Raw genomic sequence first — 18,150 nt, forward strand, 5'->3', positions numbered from 1 at the left:
AACCATGATGAAAAACTTTTTATACCTTTTCCTTATCGGAATTTTATTTACTTCTTGTGATGATGAAGTGAATAAGAAGCAAAACTTAAGTAATTCTAGCGGAAGACTCAACAATCTTTCTATAATTGTAGATAACAACCTTTGGGAAGGAGAAATAGGAGAAGTTCTAAGAGAAAACTTGGCATCCCCTGTAGATGGTTTACCACAACAGGAGCCTTTGTTTTCTATGAATCAAATTCCGCCAAAAGCATTTTCGGGCTTTGTACAGAATAATAGAACGTTCTTAAAAGTAGGTCAATCTAAAGCTCCACAATTTGAAGTAGTTAAAGATACTTTTGCTAAACCGCAGACAGGTATTTTTGTTTCTGGACCTTCTAAAGAGGCGATCATAGAGACTTTAAATGCTCATAATGATGAAATCATTAAAAGTTTTAAGGATACTGAAATTAAAGAACAACAGCGAAGAATTTCAAAATCGCTAAAAGCAGATAAATTATTAGAAGAAAATTTAGGAGTAAGCTTAAAGTTTCCTACAGCCTATCGCTATGCTAAAACCGATGAAGATTTCTTTTGGATAAGAAAGGACATTCCTAATGGAAGTATGGAGATTTTGGTTTACGAAGTCCCTTTTCGTGTTATAGATAAAGATACAAACGTGATCGGGAATATCATAAAAATGAGAGACTCTATAGGAAAAGAGCGTGTTCCTGGACCTACAGAAGGCTCTTTTTTAATTACAGAAGAAGCTTATGCTCCATATTTATTTACCTCTAAAATAGATGGTAAATTTGCATACGAGACAAGAGGTACATGGGAAGTGAAAAATGCATTTATGGCAGGTCCTTTTATTAACTATGCTGTAAAAGATGAGAAAAACAATCGTTATGTAATTTTAGAAGGGTTTGTATTTAGGCCTTCAGCAACTAAGCGTGATAATATTTTTGAGCTAGAAGCTATTTTAAAATCAGCTAAACTCAAATAAAAAATAACTTTACGGAATAAAAAAAGCAGGATTTTAAAATCCTGCTTTTTTGTTTTTATACTAAAATAAATTATTTTTTATCTTCTACGTGTTTGCTTGTATCGGGCTTTACGCTACCTTCTTCCTCTTCATCTTTAGAAGCATCTTTAAACTCTTTGATACCACTACCAAGTCCTCTCATTAATTCTGGAATTTTCTTTCCTCCAAAAATCAATAAAATTACGATTACAATTAGAATAATTTGAGGAGCCCCAATCATTCCTAAAAATATACTTAATGACATAATTTCTAATTTAAAACTAAACAAATTTAGTAATTAATATTTAATCCTTACGTTAACAAGAGCATAAATCCTCACAATATATTATCTTATATTTGTAACTCGTTACACGTTTTATTACATATAATATACGAAATAGGAAACGGAGCGGTTTTTGAGATTCAAACTTCATTTATAAGAAAGAGTGAAATTTAATAGAATTTATAAATTTTTTAAAATGCACAACAGGTATTTATAACTAATTTTAGTGTATGACCAAAAAAAGAAAGGATAAAAAAAAATTTGCAAAAAAATTATTGCATAAATACCGATTGGTAATCCTCAATGAAGACACTTTTGAAGAACGTTTTTCATATCGGCTTACCCAACTTAATGTGTTTGTCACCATTGGGATTTCTGCGATTGTATTAATTGTATTAACCACATTATTAATAGCTTTTACTCCTTTAAGAGAATACATTCCAGGATATTCTTCACCTAAGCTTAAAGAAACCGCTACCCAGTTGGTTTATAAAACAGATTCTTTACAGCAGGTGATACATAAACAAAATCAATATTTTACTTCTATAAAACGAGTTTTAAATGGAGAGATAAGTCCGTTAGACTTTAAAGAAGATACTTTAGATACGAGTACTTCCATTAGCTCAGACTCTGTTAACTTTCAACCTTCGGTTACCGATTCTATATTGCGAAAAGAAGTCGAGCAAGAGGATAAATATAATGTAGTAGACGAAGCCGTTGCTAAGACAGCAGTAAAGCTTTTTCCTCCGTTAAACGGAAAAATTTCTGAAGGTTATAATGCTAAAGAAAAACACTATGCCGTAGATATTATTGCTAAAGAAAACTCTCCGGTTAAATCTACCGCAGATGGAACAGTGATCTTTGCCGAATGGACTGCAGATACTGGCTATGTAATGATTATAGAGCATAGCTACGGATTGATTTCTGTATATAAACACAATTCTTCTTTAACTAAAGAGCAAGGGGAATTGGTAAAAGCAGGAGAAGTAATTGCGATGTCGGGATCTACGGGAGATTTCTCAACAGGACCGCATTTACATTTTGAATTATGGAGTGACGGTTATCCTGTGAACCCCGCCGATTTTTTAGAGTTTCAATAAACGCCTATGTCAGTAAAAACTTTTGGAGCTAAACTATTTGCTAAAGTGATTAAATCCCAAATTAATAAATGGGCTAATAATCCTGTAGAGACACAACAAAAAGTCTTTAAGCAATTAGTCAATACAGCTAAAGAAACAAAATTTGGAAAAGATCATCAGTTTAATAAAATAAGTAATCATAAAGATTTTATAGACCAAGTTCCTATTAGGGATTATGAAGCTTTAAAACCTTATGTAGATGAAGTGACAAAGGGAGAAGAAAATATACTTTGGCCAGGAAAACCCCTTTATTTTGCTAAAACCTCGGGGACTACAAGTGGTGCTAAATACATTCCGCTTACTAAAGAATCTATGCCTACCCATATTTCGGGAGCTAGAAATGCCATACTTAATTACATTGCAGAAACGGGAAAAGCAAATTTCGTTTCAGGAAAAATGATTTTTTTGCAAGGGAGTCCAGAGATGGAAGAAAAGAACGGGATTAAACTGGGACGATTATCGGGTATTGTAGCTCATTATGTTCCTAGTTACCTTCAAAAAAACAGGTTACCGAGTTGGGAAACCAATTGCATTGAAGACTGGGAAACCAAAGTAGATGCAATCGTAGAAGAAACATTACCTGAAAACATGAGTGTTTTTAGCGGAATCCCTTCTTGGTTGCAAATGTATTTTGAACGTCTAGTAGAAAAAACTGGAAAAAAAGTGGGAGAGATTTTCCCTGATTTTGATTTACTCATTTATGGAGGAGTAAATTTTGAACCTTACCGTACTAAGTTTGATTCCCTTATCGGAAGAAAAATAGACAGTATAGAACTTTTTCCTGCCTCTGAAGGATTTTTTGCTTACCAAGACAAGCAAAACCAACCAGGGATGTTACTTAGACTTGATGCGGGAATTTTCTATGAATTTATTAAAACTGAGGAATTTTTTGAAGAGAACCCAATAAGATTAACGATTGGAGAAGTAGAAAAAGACGTTAATTACGTGATGATTATTTCTACCAATGCAGGACTTTGGGCGTATAATTTGGGAGATACAGTAATGTTTACTTCTGTTAAACCATATCGAGTAATTGTATCGGGAAGAATAAAACACTTTACTTCGGCATTTGGAGAACATGTTATTGCAAAAGAAGTGGAGTATGCTATGAAAAAAGCGGTAAAAGAACATGGCATAGAAATTAGCGAATTTACGGTCGCTCCACAAACCAATCCGCCAGAAGGCTTACCTTATCACGAATGGTTGATAGAGTTTGAAGGAGAACCTAAAAATTTAGATATATTTGCCCAAAGTTTAGATAAATACTTACAAGAACAAAATAGTTATTATTTAGATTTAATATCGGGGAAAATTTTAAAACCCTTGGTAATCACTTCCGTAAAGAAAAATGGATTTCAAGAATATATGAAGTCTATTGGGAAATTGGGAGGTCAAAATAAGATTCCTAGATTATCGAATGAAAGAAAAATTGCCGATGCTTTACATCAACAACTATAAAATATAAGCGTGTGAATAAATTTAAAACACAAGGACGAAATAGAGCGCAAGAAAGCTCTAATGCTATTGAGCGTTTGTATATTACAATGCGCCACTTGTTTAATCGTGGTTTTTATAAACCTATGGGAGTATCGGGAGAAACTCTACGAGAAGCACTGCTTACCTTAAGACCAGAAATTTATGGATCTGTAGGAGAAGATAAATTAGAATTAAATGGTTTATTATACGTGATAGACCGTTTACCTATAGGAATTGAAGAATGTAGATTCATTAACCTAACCAGTGATGAAGGTTATGCAAATTCACATTTTAAACCTATAGTTCCGCCTAAGCGTAGAAGAAATTGCTATCGCATAGATGAGGAACAAATGAATATAGAAATTACCAGAGGAAGATCTGAGATCTATGATATTCTAACTCATCTTACTTTCTTATTTATTGAATCGCATAAGATTATGCGAAGAGTAATGATTGATGAAGAGGGAAACGTTACACGAGACTGGAAAAAATTAGAAATTGCAGTTCAACAACCGTCTTTAACAGAAGCAGAAAGAGAAATTGCTTTGACACATACTGCCAATATTTTAGGAAGAACTTTTAATGAAGTAAGGTTAGTACATCCTTTATTTAGTCAGCCTAAAAATGAAGAAAGATTTTTACATATTATTTACCATTTAGGTAAGCTTGCTATAGATGAAGTAATTAATAATAATAAACGTATTGTAACTTTTAGTCCGGTTTTGAGAGAGCGATTGGGACATCACATTCACGGAGAAATTTGGGCAGATCATATAAAGAAAACGCTTGTTGAAAAAGGTTTACTCAATAGAAAGTTACATATCATTAGTGCGAATATGCATAGTGTAATGAATACGCTTTATGCACCTTTGGCTTTGCAAACTGAATTAAAGAAAAAATCTACACAGGAGGTTTATGAAGCATTAAGTAACTCTGCAAATGGTAAATTAAGAACTAAAGTGATGAAAGTTGCTTTAGAAAAAGGAATGACTTTTTTAGAAGATCATAGCGGTACCAATATTGATGTTCAAATTTTTGATACTGGTAAAATTAACCATCACGAAGATCGCTTTAAAGCGGAAGAAGAAGAGGCTCCAGTTATTATTGTGATGGATTATGCTTTCGGAGAGCAAGCCTATGAAACGATGGATGAATTGCTTAAACCTTACGCTATTGAAGATGAAGAATTTCATCTCCATGTAGATTCTATATCTATCATGGGAAAAGCAGGGATTTTAGAAGGTGGTAAAAGCGATATAATGATACCTAATGCTCATTTATTTGAAGGCACAGCAGATAATTATCCTTTTATTAATGAATTGAGTAAAGAAGATTTAGAAGGTAACGGCATAGATGTTTTTGACGGAGCTATGGTTACTGTATTAGGAACATCTTTGCAAAATAAAGATATATTACGTTTTTTCCACGATTCTACTTGGAATGTTATTGGTTTAGAGATGGAAGGAGCGCATTACCAAAAAGCCATTCAAGCAGCGGCAAAATTACGAAGTAATATTCAGTCAGATGTCAAAGTAAGATATGCTTATTATGCAAGTGATAATCCCTTAGAGACGGGAAGCACGTTAGCTTCAGGAGGTTTAGGAACTTCAGGAGTAAAACCAACATATTTAATTACAGAAAAAATACTAGAACAAATTTTTAAATCATAATGAGCAAAACAAATCATAAAGAGGAAATAGATCTTTTGGATCTTTTACAAATTATAAAAAACGGATTTAGATCTATAGGAAACTCATTTCTTAGAATGATTAATTTCTTTTTAAGCTATGGTATCATTTTAACTGTAATAATAATTATAGGGTTAATTTTAGGGTATTTCTGGAATAAAAATACGGTAAACTATTTGCAAACTGATACTATTGTTTCTACTGATTTTGAAGGAGCAGCATATCTTTACAAAAAGGTGGAAGAGCTAAATTTTAAATTATCTGTTGCAGATGAGGGGATTAAAAAAGAATTTCAGCAAGAAGGCTTGTCTAAAATTAGCTTAAAAGTAAAACCCGTTTATTTCTTTAGAGAAATATCAAACGAGGAAGAAGCTTATATGGAATATTTGGAAGAATCTAAATCTTTAGAAGATAATGAAAGAGAGGAGTTCCTTAAAAATTCGGTTAAGACTCATAAATTAACACTTCAACATCCAAGCGATTATGATTCTAAAATGCTTCTAAAAAAGGTTTTAAAGTACCTTAGAAATAATGAGTATTTCAATGAACTTTATAAAGATCAAACGGCTTATATAACTTCTCAAATTTCTCACAATAAGGATTTTATAAAATCTCTTAATCTATTAATAGAAAACTATAGTCAGAACAAACCAGACGGATCAAATAGTATTGTTGTAAATGGTGCAAACTTTGATTTTAACGGTCTTATTTCAAGAAGGTCAGAACTTCAAAAAGAAACAAGTGACCTTATTCAACAAAGAATAAAAAATCAAGAATTCTTAAAAGTTTTAGACGAAGGGTCCCCTAAAAAATTAGATGAAAAGCCTTTCATGAGTAAAAATAAGATGATTTTGACGCCTATATTTTTAATCTTATTATTTTTTGTAATCTTATTTATAAAAGGGATTCTTGTTAAAGCTAGAAACCTTGAAAGAAAATAAATATGAAAACCATTTTGATTACTGGTGGAGCAGGCTTTATAGGCTCTAACTATATTAATTATCTTTTAAATTCCCAAAACGATGATATAAAGGTTATTAATTTGGATAAGCTAACCTATGCAGGAGATTTAAATAATATTGAACAACCAGAACATCAAAATTATAAATTTGTAGAAGGAGATATTTGTAACTTAAAATTAATCAAAGAACTCTTTGATCAATATCAATTTGAGGAGGTGGTACATTTTGCAGCCGAATCTCACGTAGACAATTCTATTTCAAATCCGTCGGTATTTATTGAAACTAATATTAACGGAACTTTTAATTTACTCCAAACTGCCTATAAACTATGGATGAAAGAACCTTTTCAGATAAATGAAAAGTTTTCTAACGCTCGTTTTCTTCATGTTTCAACCGATGAGGTTTATGGTACGCTAGGCGAGACAGGTTTATTTACAGAAGAAACTCCTTACGCTCCTAACAGTCCTTATAGTGCTTCAAAAGCAGCATCAGATATGTTGGTAAGAAGTTATTTTCATACCTATGGGATGCCTGTGATAACCACCAATTGTTCTAATAATTACGGTCCGCATCAACACGATGAAAAGTTAATTCCCACCATTATCCGTAAAGCTATACAAGAAGAAAATATTCCCATTTATGGCGAAGGCACCAACATTAGAGACTGGCTGTATGTGCTGGATCATTGTAAAGGAATACAATTAGCCTTAGCGGAAGGAAAATTAGGAGAAACCTATAATATAGGAGGTAAAAATGAACGTCAAAACTTATATATAGCTCAAACTATTTGTGAGATCTTAGACGATACTTATCCAAGAAAAAACAATGACTCTTATAAAAATTTAATTGCCTTTGTAAAAGATAGACCAGGTCATGATTTTAGGTATGCTATCGATGCTTCTAAAATAGAAAATCAATTAAATTGGAAAGCAGAAGAAAATTTTGAGTCAGGAATTAAGAAAACCATCCAATGGTACCTAAATAAATATACCCAATGAAAGGAATTATTTTAGCAGGAGGTTCAGGAACAAGGTTACATCCTCTTACTTTAGCGGTAAGTAAGCAATTACTTCCTGTATATGATAAACCTATGATTTATTATCCGCTGTCTACATTGATGTTAGCTGGGATAAAAGAAATATTAATCATAAGCACACCTCACGATTTACCTTTATTTGAAAATTTATTAGGAAATGGAGAGCAATTAGGCTGCCGCTTTGAATATAAAGTACAAGCTCAACCTAATGGTCTTGCAGAAGCTTTTATCATAGGAGAAGATTTTATTGGAGACGATAAAGTAGCTCTTATTTTAGGAGATAATATTTTTTATGGTTCTGGATTAGAAAAACTACTTCAAGAGAATAATGATCCCGATGGAGGTGTAGTCTATGCATACCACGTTCACGATCCCGAACGTTACGGGGTGGTCGAATTTAATGATGAAGGAAAAGCAATTTCTATTGAAGAAAAACCCGAAAATCCAAAATCAAAATATGCTGTTCCCGGAATCTATTTTTACGACAATGAAGTCATAGAAATAGCAAAAAGTATTAAACCAAGTCATCGCGGTGAATTAGAGATTACCGATGTTAATAATGCCTATTTAAATAAAGGAAAGCTTCAAGTAGGTATCCTAGATAAAGGTACAGCTTGGTTAGATACAGGTACTTTCAAATCACTTATGCAAGCTTCAAATTTTGTAGAAGCTATTGAAGAGCGACAAGGTTTAAAAGTAGGAGCTATAGAAGAAGCAGCCTATACTATGGGTTATATTTCTAAACAACAATATCAAAAATTATTGAAACCACTTCTTAAAAGCGGATACAGTAAAAATTTACAATAAATGACAGTAGAAAAAACACCATTAGAAGGATGTTTACTTATAAAACCTCAAGTTTTTAAAGATGATAGAGGAAGTTTTTTTGAAAGTTATAATCATAAGTTATTTCAAGAAAAGACGGGTTTAAATGTTAATTTCATTCAAGATAATCAATCTATTTCTCAGCGTGGCGCTTTACGCGGAATTCACTTACAAATGGGAGATAATGCACAAGCGAAATTAGTAAGAGTAGTACAAGGTGAAGTATTAGATGTAGCGGTAGATCTTAGAAAAGGCTCACCTACTTTTGGGAAAACCTACAGCATAATTCTAAATGAAGAAAATAACTTTCAGCTTTTTATTCCTAAAGATTTTGGACACGGCTTTATAACACTTTCTAAAACAGCTATTTTCGCCTATAAATGCGATAATTATTATCATAAAACTTCAGAAGCAGGAGTTATTTACAACGATCCTACGTTAAATATTGACTGGCAATTACCTAAAAAAGAATTTATTTTATCTCCAAAAGATCAAGAACATCCCACTTTAGAAGAATTTAAATCATGAACATTCTTGTTACAGGAGCTGCAGGACAACTAGGACAATGTTTGCAAATTGCTGCAAAAGCTTACCCTAATTATCATTTTAATTTTAAGAATTCAACCGATTTAGATATCGCTTCCGCGGAAGCGATTGAGAGTATTTTTTCTCAAAAAAAGTATGACTTTTGCATTAATGCAGCAGCTTACACCAATGTAGAAAAAGCAGAATCTAAACCGGAAAGAGCATTTCTTATTAATGCAGAAGCAGTAAAAAATCTAGCTAAAACCTGCAAAAAATATCAGACAAAGCTTATCCATGTGTCAACAGATTATGTATTTGACGGAGAAAAAGAAGAGTCTTATTCAGAAGAAGATAAAGTCAACCCAATTAATGTTTACGGTGCTTCAAAATTAAAAGGAGAAAAATACATACAAGAAACCTTAGAGACGTTTTTTATCATTCGTACTTCTTGGTTGTACTCGCAATTCGGACATAACTTTTTTAAAACTATTCTTCAAAAAGCAAAAGAAGGTGCTACGTTAAATATTACAACCGAACAAAAAGGAAACCCCACCAATGCGAACGATTTAGCAGCTCTTATTTTAAAAATAATTGAAAAAAAATCTGAAGCTTATGGCATATACCATTTTAGCAATTTAGAAGAGGCAACCTGGTATGATTTTGCTAAATCTATTGTAAGCTTACAACCCCACACTAAAGCGGTTTTACATGCGTCAAACTCATATAAAACAAAAGCGAAAAGACCTTTGAATAGTTGCCTAGATAAGAAAAAAGTTATTAGTACTTTTGGAGTTTCTATTTTGTCTTGGCGTAATAGTTTAGAAAACTTATATCAAACCTATATTAAATAGTAAGTGGCACAAAAAATTTCCCATAAACGACATATAGCCAAGGCAATTACATGGCGTTGTGTGGGAACTATAGATACTATAGTTCTTTCTTGGGTAATGACAGGCAATCCGTTTACGGGTTTAAAGATTGGTTTTTCAGAAACGATCACCAAGATGTTATTGTATTATGCCCATGAACGAGTTTGGATACGGGTTAATTTAGATAAAAATAAAGAGCTTAAAGAAAGCAGACTTCGTCATATCATAAAAACCATTACGTGGCGATTAATAGGAACGATCGATACTATTCTATTAAGCTGGTTAATCTCTGGAGATATAATTACAGGCCTTAAAATAGGGGGAGCCGAGTTGGCTACTAAACCTATTTTATACTATCTGCACGAGCGTGTTTGGTATAGAAGTAACTACGGAATTAAAAAAGAAATAAAGCCTACTTATGAATAAAAACGTTATTCATCAAGATTATAGCATTACTCAACAGGATAGAACCGCTAGAAATCAACATCAAGCTAAGCTTTTGTGGTTTACGGGACTATCGGGTTCAGGGAAATCTACCTTAGCCAATGAAGTAGAAAAACAATTGTTTGCACAAGGAATGCAAACCTATGTGCTAGATGGCGATAATATAAGGCGAGGAATTAATACCGATTTATCGTTTACGCCAGAGGATCGCAAAGAAAACTTGCGAAGAATAGCAGAGGCCTCAAAGTTGTTTATCGATGCAGGAGTTGTTACCTTAGCTGCCTTTATTTCCCCTATGCGAGAAGACCGAGAAATGATTAAGCAAATTGTTGGTGAAGAGAACTTTATAGAAATTTATGTGGATGCAAAAATTGAAGATTGTGAACATAGAGATGTAAAAGGACTTTACCAAAAAGCAAGACAAGGAGAAATAAAGAATTTTACAGGAATTAGCGCTCCATATGAAGCTCCTGCAAATCCTGAAATAAAAGTGAACACCAGCAATCAAACGATAGAAGAATCGTTAACTATCATTATCAATAAAGTTACCCAAAAACTAAGCTAGTCAGTTATGAGCAAGTATTATTTAAACTATCTAGATGAATTAGAATCTGAAGCTATCTATATTTTGAGAGAAGTATGGGCGCAGTTTCAAAACCCAGTAATCTTATTTTCTGGAGGGAAAGATTCTATTTTGGTAACACACTTGGCAAAGAAAGCCTTTTACCCATCAAAAATTCCGTTTGCATTAATGCACGTAGATACGGGACATAATTTTCCAGAAACGATCGAATTCCGCGATAAGCTTATTAAAGAGTTAGATGCGCGACTTATTGTAGGTTCTGTACAAGAATCTATCGACACTGGAAGAGTAGCCGAAGAAAAAGGGAAAAATGCCACTAGAAACGCTTTACAGATCACCACGCTATTAGATGCAATTGAGCACAATAAAGTAGATTGTGCTATTGGAGGAGGAAGACGAGATGAAGAAAAGGCAAGAGCGAAAGAACGTTTCTTTTCTCATAGAGATGATTTTGGACAATGGGATCCTAAAAATCAACGTCCCGAACTTTGGAATATCCTTAACGGAAAATATTTTGAAGGGGAGCACTTTAGAGCTTTTCCGATAAGCAATTGGACAGAGATGGATGTGTGGAACTATATTCAGCGAGAAAACATAGAAATTCCTTCATTATACTTAGCCCACGAGAGGGAAGTAGTAAGACGTCAGGATTCTTGGATACCCAACTCAGATTTCTTAAAATTGGAAGAGAATGAAGAAATAGTGACCAAGAAAATACGTTTTAGGACTTTAGGAGATATCACCATTACGGGAGGTATAGAAAGCGATGCCGATACGATAGAAAAAGTAGCATTAGAAGTCTCCGCTATGCGTCAAACTGAGCGAGGAAACCGTTCGGATGACAAACGTTCAGAAACGGCAATGGAAGACAGAAAAAGAGAAGGGTATTTTTAAATTTAGCCCACAGCACAAAGCTAACAGCTAACAGCCTAAAGCCTAAAACCAAAGCATTTAAAATGGAAATAGATAAAAATCAACTTTTACGATTTACCACAGCTGGAAGTGTAGATGATGGAAAGAGCACATTAATAGGAAGACTTCTATATGATTCAAAATCTATTTTTGAAGATCAATTAGAAGCAGTAGAGAACACCAGTAGAAAAAAAGGACAAGAAGGAGTAGATCTAGCCTTGTTTACAGACGGGTTAAAAGATGAGCGCGAGCAGGGAATTACCATCGATGTAGCTTATCGTTATTTTACTACTCCCAAACGTAAATTTATCATTGCCGATACACCAGGACATATTCAATATACGCGTAATATGGTGACAGGAGCTTCTACGGCCAATGCTGCTATTATATTGATCGATGCCCGCCACGGAGTGATAGAACAAACCAAACGTCACACGTTTATAGCTTCTTTGTTACAAATCCCACACATTATTGTATGTATCAATAAGATGGATTTGGTAGAATATAAGCAAGAGACTTACGAAAACATCATTGCTCAATTTGAAGAATTCTCTTCCAAATTGATGATCAAGGATGTACGCTTTATTCCAATAAGTGCTTTGTATGGAGATAATGTGGTGAACCGATCAAAGCATATGGACTGGTATCAAGGCGCTCCGCTTTTATACGAGTTAGAAACTCTTCATATTAGTAGTGATATTAATAAAATAGATACCCGTTTTCCGGTGCAAACCGTATTGAGACCTCAACGAGAAGGTTTTATAGATTATAGAGGATACGCAGGAAGGTTGGCTAGTGGAATTTTAAGAAAAGGAGATGAGATCTCGGTTCTTCCATCAGGGTTTACGTCTAGAATAAAAAGTATTAATGCGGGAGATAAAGAGATTGAAGAAGCTTTTGCGCCTATGAGTATTGCGGTAACTCTAGAAGATGATATTGATATTAGCAGAGGAGATATGTTGGTGAAGAAAAACAATCAGCCAGAACCCTCCCAAGATATAGAAGCGATGATTTGCTGGTTAAATAACGATGCCGCAAAACCAAGAGCTAAATACACGTTAATGCATACTTCTAACGAACAAAAGGCGTTAATTAAAGAAGTAGTTTATAAAATAGATATCAATACTTACGATAGAAATAATGAAGACAAGGATCTAAAGATGAATGATATTGGTCGGGTAAAAATAAGAACGACCAAACCTTTAATGAAAGATGATTATCGAGAAAACAGAATAACAGGAAGTATTATATTAATAGATGAAAGCACCAATGAAACAGTGGCTGCAGGAATGATAATTTAACTATGGAGATAAAAAAATATATACCGCTTATTATTGATGCGGCTAGAGATGCAGGTATCAAAATTTTAGAAGTTTATAATTCTGAAGATTTTGGTGTAGAAGAAAAAGGAGATCATAGTCCGTTAACCAAAGCAGATCAACTAGCGCATGAAACTATTGTTGAAAAATTAAAAGAAACAGAATTACCAATCCTTTCTGAAGAAGGTGCAAAAATTCCTTATGAAGAAAGAAAAGAATGGGAATATTTTTGGATGGTAGATCCGCTTGATGGAACTAAAGAATTTATCAAAAAAAATGGAGAGTTTACGGTTAATATAGCTCTAATTCATAATCAAAAGCCAATTCTAGGCGTAGTTTATGCACCTGTTCTCGATAAGCTTTATTTTGGAGGAGAAGGAATAGGAGCTTTTAAGTCTGAAAACATGGATCCTCAAGTGGAGCTTAAAATCATTGAAAATGAAAACGGAGCTAAAAGAATTGTAGCTTCTAGATCGCATTTAAACGAAGAGACAAAGAAGTATATTGAAAAGTACAAAGATGCAGAAACGGTTTCTATGGGGAGTTCTCTCAAGTTTATGCTCATTGCAGATAGCGAGGCTGATATTTATCCTCGTTTCGCTCCAACTATGGAATGGGATACAGCAGCTGCAAATGCTATTTTAAGAGGTTTAAATATTGAAGTTATAAGTATGGAAGATAATAAGCCTTTACGTTATAATAAAGAGAATTTATTAAATCCACATTTTAAGGTAAGTAGGTAAAATATACCATTAGTTTAGAGATATAGAAGAGTTTTGTTCAATTGCTTCTATAGGCTTTAAGTACATTTTTAAGTAAGTAATATACAATCTATTTTGAGAGATAAAATTTCAAAAATTTTAAAAAAATCTGATCAAGATCAAAAGGAAATTATCAAAAAGGGTATTTTCTTTATGGGTTTTAGAGCTACAGGAATTTTAGGTGGTTATCTCTTTACATTATATATCACCAATAATTACGGAGCTTCGTTAAACGGATTGGTGGTTTTAAGTTTCTCAATTTTTATGTTTGCTACCATAATAGGGAGATTAGGTATAGATGTTAACCTTATAAAATTTTATTCTACTGAAAAAAACTGGGAGGAAAATCCTGGTTTATTTTATAGGGTTCTTTTAAAGTCATTTTTATTCAGTTCCTTTTTAGTCGCTATTCTATACTTGTCAAGAGATTTTGTAATTATCAATCTTTTTGATAAGCCTCAATTAAAACCCTATTATTTTTGGGCAGTTCTCTCCATTCCAGGCTGGGTGATCACTATGTTATGTGCTGGAGTTTTAAGGGCAAAAGGCTACAATAACTGGTTTGCATTTTTTATTAATACGGGAAGATTTTCACTAGCATTTATATTTGTTTGTATATTGGGTTGGATCGAAATGAACCCTATAAATGTGATGATAGCACATTTGTATGGAATTTACGTACTTACGCTTATCGCTTTAATTGTAACGGTAAAGAAGTTTAAGAGAGTTTCCTTTAAGTCAGAAATCAATTCCTGGGCATTTTTGAAAGAATCTTTCCCAATGATGTTATCTTCCACTATTATGATCTTTTTAGGGTGGATGGATACTTTTATTTTAGGAATTTATGAAACCGATGAAAGTATAGGTATTTATAATGTAGCTTTAAAACTCGCATTAGTGACAAGTTTTTCAATAGAAGCTATTAATTCTAGTTTAGCACCTAAAATTGCTAACCTTTATTTAAATGACCTTAGAGAAAAATTTCTAAATTTGGTTAAATTTTCTACTCGACTAAATTTTATCCTAACGCTTTTAATTGTTACTGTGTTAGTCATTTTTAATCAGTGGTTTTTAGGCATATTTGGTGAAGAATTTAAAGCGGGTAGTATAGCGTTAATCATTTTATGCTCTATACATCTAATCAATAGTTCTGTAGGCTCTGTAGGGATCATAATGCAAATGACAGGCAAGCAAAAACAATATCAATACATTGCAATTATATCTCTATGTATCAACTTATTGCTTAATTTTATTTTAATTCCTAAATATGGAATTAATGGAGCTGCAATTGCTACAGCAGTTAGTTTATCGGTATGGAATGTATCTGGATGTGTTTACTTAAAGAGGAAAGAAAATATTAAAACCTATTTATAATACTATTGAATGGCAGGGATTTACGGTGTTTTATTAAAGAAAAATCAGCAAAGAAAAATATATAACAATTTTTACAACAGTAAATTTGAAAACTCTATTCAGGAAGAAATTGTTAGCAATGATTTTTGTTTTGGAAGATCTGTATTAGATAAATTTAAAGATGATCGTTTTCTATTTGAAGATGATAACTATATCATTTGTTTTGAAGGAATCAATTATTCTACGATTAATACTCCGCAGAAGATAATTAAAGCTTATCAAGAGAAGGGAAGCGATTTTATCTCGTTATTAAAAGGAACTTTTGCCGGATTTATTTTTTCAAAAAAAGAAGAAAAGTTAATCATGTTCAATGATCCCTTATCTACAAAGAGCCTATTTTATTTTTACGATAAAGAATTAGGTTTTGCTTTCTCTTCTGAAATGCACGTATTATCTAAATTACTTCGTGAGAACCACATTTCAATTAGTTACGATTATGATGGAATATATTCTTTAGCTCTTTACGGACAAATGTTTAATGACTTTACCTTAGTCAAAGAGATAAAAAAATTAAATTATGGTTCCTCTTTAACTTTCAATATTTCAGAAAATTCGATAAAAACCAAACAATATTATAAAATATCAAAAAAAGAAACTTCTCAATCTTTAAACGACGTAATAGAATCTATAGAGAAGTTTATGGTAAATGCCATTGAAGAAGAGTGGCAAAAAGATAGAAGTAATAATTATCAACAGCATTTAAGTTTATTGAGTGGAGGAATGGACTCTAGAATTAATGCTATGATTGCTCAAGAACTTGGGTTTAATAAAATCAATACATATACCTACGGGAATCCCAACTCCAGCGACGTTAAATACGCCAATCATATCGCCGAGAAAAACTTTTATTCTCATTTACAATTTAATATTCATAAAGGAGATTTTTTAGTTGAAAACGTACTAGATAATTACGTAAAAGCTACCGATGGTTTAACCCACTTTACTGCGAACGCAATTATTTACAATGCGTTGAGTAAAATAGAAAGGCGTAATTTTGGGTTGATTCATTCAGGACAAATAGGAGATGTTTTATTTGGCTCCTTTTTAAAGCCCAATTATGATTTTAAAACAAATAAAGCTTCCATTGGATTAACAGGTTTTGTGAAAAACAAGGTAATGCTTGAGAAAATGCACTTTTTAGATGATCTAACGACCTATTATGACCAATCTGACTACGAAGTATATACCTTTGAGCAACGACAAGTACACGGCACTTTAATGGGGGATAAGGTCTTTAATAACTTTATAGATCAAGCTTCACCATTCTACAATACTCAGTTATTAGATTATTGCTCCAGTATTCCCAACAAATTTAAATTTAATCAAAAGATTTATTTTGACTGGTTAAAAGCAAAACATCCTAAAACACTTGATTATAAGTGGGAAAAAATAGGATTAAAACCTAATTCAGATTTTAATATTAATTATGGTAGGTTAATTAAGAAATATGTGAATGGAGGAAAAAAATATTTTGGGCTTAATTACGACAGTATGAACCCTATTACCAATTGGTTTAAAACAAACCCTAATCTTCTAAAACAATTTAACCTCATCTTTGAAGAAAATATTGTAAATATTGATAACAAGGAGCTTAAAGCAGATTTAAAAGAGATTTATAATGATGATATTTTTGAATACCGTAACAAGTTTGCTGTAATTACAGTTATTCTTGCGATTAAGCTTCATTTTTATAGTTAGAGTTAATAATATAAAATAAACTAAATAGAAGGCCTACATAAATACCTGCCATTCCTGAACTGAAAACATGTCCAGCGGTAGATGAAATGGCTATAAGCATTATAAGCATCATCAATACAAAATTTGCATAAGGATATTTATTTATATTTTTTGAAAACATAATGGCTTGCAGCCATATAAATAATAGAGCCATAATAAATATAGATAACCCTATAAAAGAGTAGGTGAAAAATATATCTACAATGTCAATTTCTACCAACCTATAGTCATTTAACTGTTCATAAGTTGTTTGTCCTACGCCAATAATTTTTTCTAAAAAATTATAATCTTGAGTGTATACCTCAAAAGAATCTTTAAAAAAAACATTTCTATTGGATAACATAAAAGTTAGAAAATCAAATTTATCATAGAAGTAAGAAATCCTATTGTAAAGATTAGATGATTTTACGAATGCCCAACCAAAATAAATAATTGCTGGAAGAGAAAGCATAGATATTATAGAAACATTAGATAGAGCTTTGAGGTTTATTTTTTTTACAGTAGGTCTTTTTATTGGAATTAAAATATGTATCAATAGAATTCCGAAAACACTCGTTTTTGAGGCAATACTCAATGCGACAAGAATGTTGAATAATGCAATTACCACGTAGAAAATCCTATTCCGGCTCCATAGATTAAAAGAAATAATACTACTCAAAATTAGTAATAAAGCAGAGATTTCATTTCCAGCATAAAAAAAACCTTTACTTCCTATATCACCAAATTCATACATGGGATAGCCTAAGCCTACATGTTTTAATAAAATATTTACAACTAGAACGAAATAAGAAAAATGAAGCATCTTAAATACTAAGCTTCCATCATTATTTTTAAAGTAGTTTTGAAAGAAGAAAAAACCGTAAAAAGGTATAATGTATCTATTTATTTTAATCAAATCATTAACTAAAAAAACTACATTGAAACTTTTTAAAATCTGAAAAAAAGAGGGAATCAGTAAAACAATAATAAGAAAAAATAATAGAAAAAGTTGTTTAGGATAGCGTATAAGACTAAAAAAAATAAGTAGAACAATAACCAGTTTTAAAGCTTGACTTACACTAATAGGTAAAATTATTCCATTTGTTAATAAAACTCCATTTACCATATCTACGGGCAATAGGAGAAACATCATACAGATTATGAGTTTATCTAGAGGAAGTTTAAGAATAGAGTTTTTC

General features: G+C 32.3%; 18 protein-coding genes. 16 read left to right on the forward strand and 2 right to left on the reverse strand.

The genetic code is table 11. From position 1 onward, the window contains the following. The first annotated feature begins 7 nt into the window (after nucleotides 1-7). Nucleotides 8-982, forward strand: coding sequence for a DUF4837 family protein (locus LX95_RS02630; protein WP_111539993.1), 975 nt, complete (start codon nucleotides 8-10; stop codon nucleotides 980-982). A 70-nt stretch (nucleotides 983-1,052) separates the two neighbouring features. Here LX95_RS02630 and LX95_RS02635 read toward each other — a convergent pair whose 3' ends face one another. Next, the gene (locus tag LX95_RS02635) at nucleotides 1,053-1,268 is read right to left on the reverse strand and encodes a twin-arginine translocase TatA/TatE family subunit (RefSeq protein ID WP_111539994.1); all 216 of its coding nucleotides are present in this window, start codon (nucleotides 1,266-1,268) and stop codon (nucleotides 1,053-1,055) included. Nucleotides 1,269-1,513: 245 nt separating this feature from the next. On the opposite strand from LX95_RS02635, the gene LX95_RS02640 reads away from it, so the two are divergent. The 15 genes from LX95_RS02640 (at nucleotide 1,514) to LX95_RS02710 (ending at nucleotide 16,933) form a co-directional block, all read left to right on the forward strand. Next, nucleotides 1,514-2,383, forward strand: a complete 870-nt coding sequence (locus tag LX95_RS02640) for a M23 family metallopeptidase (protein WP_111539859.1) — start codon at nucleotides 1,514-1,516, stop codon at nucleotides 2,381-2,383. A 6-nt stretch (nucleotides 2,384-2,389) separates the two neighbouring features. After that, on the forward strand, nucleotides 2,390-3,880 hold the full coding sequence (locus tag LX95_RS02645; protein WP_111539860.1) for a GH3 family domain-containing protein: 1,491 nt from the start codon (nucleotides 2,390-2,392) through the stop codon (nucleotides 3,878-3,880). 11 nt (nucleotides 3,881-3,891) lie between these two features. Then, complete coding sequence (locus tag LX95_RS02650) at nucleotides 3,892-5,568, forward strand: DUF6909 family protein (RefSeq protein ID WP_111539861.1); 1,677 nt, start codon at nucleotides 3,892-3,894, stop codon at nucleotides 5,566-5,568. After that, nucleotides 5,568-6,527: a hypothetical protein gene (locus LX95_RS02655; protein WP_111539862.1), complete on the forward strand. Its 960-nt coding sequence runs from the start codon at nucleotides 5,568-5,570 to the stop codon at nucleotides 6,525-6,527. Before LX95_RS02650 ends, LX95_RS02655 begins: the two co-directional genes overlap by 1 nt. 2 nt (nucleotides 6,528-6,529) lie before the next feature. Further along, a complete protein-coding gene (gene rfbB / locus LX95_RS02660) occupies nucleotides 6,530-7,546 on the forward strand; it encodes a dTDP-glucose 4,6-dehydratase (RefSeq protein ID WP_111539863.1) in 1,017 nt (338 codons plus the stop codon). Next, on the forward strand, nucleotides 7,543-8,391 hold the full coding sequence (gene rfbA / locus LX95_RS02665; protein ID WP_111539864.1) for a glucose-1-phosphate thymidylyltransferase RfbA: 849 nt from the start codon (nucleotides 7,543-7,545) through the stop codon (nucleotides 8,389-8,391). Before rfbB ends, rfbA begins: the two co-directional genes overlap by 4 nt. Next, nucleotides 8,392-8,937 (forward strand): dTDP-4-dehydrorhamnose 3,5-epimerase, encoded by a 546-nt coding sequence (gene rfbC / locus LX95_RS02670; protein ID WP_111539865.1) that lies wholly within the window; start codon nucleotides 8,392-8,394, stop codon nucleotides 8,935-8,937. It begins immediately after the preceding gene. Further along, complete coding sequence (gene rfbD / locus LX95_RS02675) at nucleotides 8,934-9,785, forward strand: dTDP-4-dehydrorhamnose reductase (RefSeq protein ID WP_111539866.1); 852 nt, start codon at nucleotides 8,934-8,936, stop codon at nucleotides 9,783-9,785. Before rfbC ends, rfbD begins: the two co-directional genes overlap by 4 nt. Before the next feature lie 3 nt (nucleotides 9,786-9,788). Then, nucleotides 9,789-10,229, forward strand: coding sequence for a DUF2061 domain-containing protein (locus tag LX95_RS02680; RefSeq protein ID WP_111539867.1), 441 nt, complete (start codon nucleotides 9,789-9,791; stop codon nucleotides 10,227-10,229). Then, nucleotides 10,222-10,812: an adenylyl-sulfate kinase gene (cysC, locus tag LX95_RS02685; RefSeq protein WP_111539868.1), complete on the forward strand. Its 591-nt coding sequence runs from the start codon at nucleotides 10,222-10,224 to the stop codon at nucleotides 10,810-10,812. The genes LX95_RS02680 and cysC overlap by 8 nt, the downstream gene beginning before the upstream one ends. A 6-nt stretch (nucleotides 10,813-10,818) precedes the next feature. After that, entirely contained in the window at nucleotides 10,819-11,724 is a 906-nt protein-coding gene (gene cysD, locus LX95_RS02690) for a sulfate adenylyltransferase subunit CysD (RefSeq protein ID WP_111539869.1), read from the forward strand. Nucleotides 11,725-11,786: 62 nt separating this feature from the next. After that, complete coding sequence (locus LX95_RS02695) at nucleotides 11,787-13,043, forward strand: sulfate adenylyltransferase subunit 1 (RefSeq protein ID WP_111539870.1); 1,257 nt, start codon at nucleotides 11,787-11,789, stop codon at nucleotides 13,041-13,043. A gap of 2 nt (nucleotides 13,044-13,045) precedes the next feature. After that, on the forward strand, nucleotides 13,046-13,804 hold the full coding sequence (gene cysQ, locus LX95_RS02700) for a 3'(2'),5'-bisphosphate nucleotidase CysQ (protein WP_111539871.1): 759 nt from the start codon (nucleotides 13,046-13,048) through the stop codon (nucleotides 13,802-13,804). 93 nt (nucleotides 13,805-13,897) lie between these two features. Then, a complete protein-coding gene (locus LX95_RS02705; RefSeq protein WP_111539872.1) occupies nucleotides 13,898-15,196 on the forward strand; it encodes a flippase in 1,299 nt (432 codons plus the stop codon). A gap of 9 nt (nucleotides 15,197-15,205) precedes the next feature. Continuing rightward, nucleotides 15,206-16,933 carry an asparagine synthase-related protein gene (locus tag LX95_RS02710; RefSeq protein ID WP_111539873.1) on the forward strand — a complete coding sequence of 576 codons (1,728 nt, stop codon included), beginning with the start codon at nucleotides 15,206-15,208 and terminating at the stop codon, nucleotides 16,931-16,933. On the opposite strand, the gene LX95_RS02715 is transcribed toward LX95_RS02710, so the two are convergent. Next, a complete protein-coding gene (locus tag LX95_RS02715) occupies nucleotides 16,911-18,104 on the reverse strand; it encodes an O-antigen ligase family protein (protein WP_170116570.1) in 1,194 nt (397 codons plus the stop codon). The two genes, LX95_RS02710 and LX95_RS02715, sit on opposite strands and share 23 nt — an antisense overlap. Nucleotides 18,105-18,150: the final 46 nt, after the last annotated feature.

Origin of the sequence: Mesonia algae, assembly GCF_003253545.1 — a bacterium.
Taxonomy (GTDB): Bacteria; Bacteroidota; Bacteroidia; order Flavobacteriales; family Flavobacteriaceae; genus Mesonia; species Mesonia algae.